The organism is Bradyrhizobium sp., assembly GCF_049586575.1.
Lineage (GTDB): Bacteria > Pseudomonadota > Alphaproteobacteria > Rhizobiales > Xanthobacteraceae > Bradyrhizobium.
Map to the genome: position 1 here is coordinate 1 of NZ_JBAVCF010000112.1, position 2,019 is coordinate 2,019.

A 2,019-nucleotide genomic window follows, 5' to 3' on the forward strand; every position below is an offset into this window, starting at 1 on the left:
GAGCGGCAGGAAATCTACCGTCTTCTGAGCGTACGAAACCGTGAGCTTGGTAGGCTCAGCGGCAATGGCGGTTCTGGGGGAAAATCCCTGAGCGAAAACGAAAGCAAGGCCGAGGCAGAGCGCGATCTGTGACCGCCGCGGATGACGAGTTACCTGCATCATGTGGTCCTTCCAGAAGCGCTGTCGTCGGCACCGCGCCATATCGCGGGTCCATGGCGACTCGGGCCCGAGCGGCGGCGTATCACCCGGGTCGAAACCGCGCGAGATCGACCGGCTCAGTATTATGCCAGGAAATGGCGGGGATCGGGCTGGGCGAATTCGCGCATTCCCAATGGCGGTGAGGGGCCTCGCGATCACAACTCCCTCCGACAACTGTACATTGCGGCAAAAGTTGCCTCGCTATGTCGCCTGAGGGTCAAAATGCGAAGTGACGACGGTTTAATCGGATGTCGGCTTTGCCCCCGCTCGCGACCGCCAAAGCTCACCTCCCACTCGCGTTTTTCTCCGAATGCCCGCGGAAATCGGGCGGTGGAATGCGCCGTCGGGACGCCGCCTCATAGGAGGAAGCGATTTTGAGGAGAATATCTTCCATGCCTGGCTCCGCCCGAAAGACCAACGAGAACGGCAAGCCGGGCTCAGGTATCGTGGTTGGGATACGCGACGGTTTCGAAACGTAGCGGGTGCAATCCGCATTAAGCGCGAACACCGGATCGTATACGGTGGTCACGTAGCCCGCCGGGATCAGCACCTCGGTTAGACCCGCGTTCGGACCGCTGAGCGATTCGGGCGAAAGGTTGCTCGGGATGTCGTACTGATGCGGATGCCCGATCAAGCCGGGCGGCCAAGGCGTGTGCAGCCGCACCAGTGCATCCAGCTTATTTTCCAGAATCACCATCATGTCGGTCCGCCGCAACAGCTCACGCAGCATGACACGTTCGTCGACCCCTTGGCGGCCACCGAGCGGATTACGCGGATCCGCGACGTCCTCCCAGTTTTTGAACGCGGCGCGCTGGTCGTCGCCCCAGTACTTTGAGCGCGCATTGAGCGTAGCGAAATCAATGAGTGTTTCGGTAAAGCCGCGCTCTTTCCAGTCGGCGGCACGACGGCTGAGATATTGATGCATGTGGAAGCGAAAGGTCATCGCCAGTTCCTGCTGCTGGATCGTGGCGAGGTCGAGATTGTTGGGCGGTGCGATACGACCTTCCGCAAGCGCGATGCAATAATCGATCGGTTTCATGGTGCCTGAGCCGAACACCTTGCCTGAAGCAAACTCGGTCGGCGCGACTGCGGCAGCGAATTCTTTGAACAGAGGCTGGCCGTGGCGGTCGAGGCGGAACAGCAGGTCGGGCATCAGGACGGGCACGAGCCGCGCGAGTGCGCGCCGGAAGTCCGTCTTCATGACCTCGGTTTCGGGATCGGGGGTCCACAGCGGATGGGTGGATTCTACCAGAGAGGCACCGAGATGGTCTCCGAGAATGCTCCTGATCTCGTGCGTTGCCGCTGTGACGATAGGCACCTCCGTCATCGAGCCTGGAGGCACTAACATCGACTCTCGGATGATACCGAGCCGCACGCCGTTCAATTCGTCGCGTGCGCCCTTTCCAGTTACGTGATTTGCGTATGGAGTGCTCAGCACGGCCGACCGCGGCACCGTGCTGAAGATATCGCGCGGGTCGTAATAGCCCTCGACCTCGTCCTTCAAGGCGTCCAGTACCTTGGCGCAGACGGCGATCGTTCGGCAATGGATTCCGGAGCGGTCGCAGTAGGGGTCGGCGCCGATGGCGCCGCCGGAAAATCCGATCATGGATTTATGTGGCAAGATGAGCGCGATGGCGTTGTGGTTGGATGGACCGCGGCAGGAAGCGCGCGTTTCCTCCCCGAGGCTCGCCATCACTAAATTGGCGCTGACCGACACGCCTGAGCCGGAGCTTGAGCCGAGCGAAGCCGAGCGCCGCGTATCGTACGGGTTGGCCGGATTGCCACCCCAGGTCGCGCGCTGATAGCCCAGCGTCGACGGCA

General features: G+C 61.5%; 1 protein-coding gene. It reads right to left on the reverse strand.

What is annotated here, in order from left to right; genetic code table 11:
* Positions 1-481: 481 nt before the first annotated feature.
* Positions 482-2,019 (reverse strand): amidase family protein (locus tag WB528_RS03960; RefSeq protein ID WP_423887127.1); only part of this gene is annotated, 1,538 nt, incomplete at its 5' end.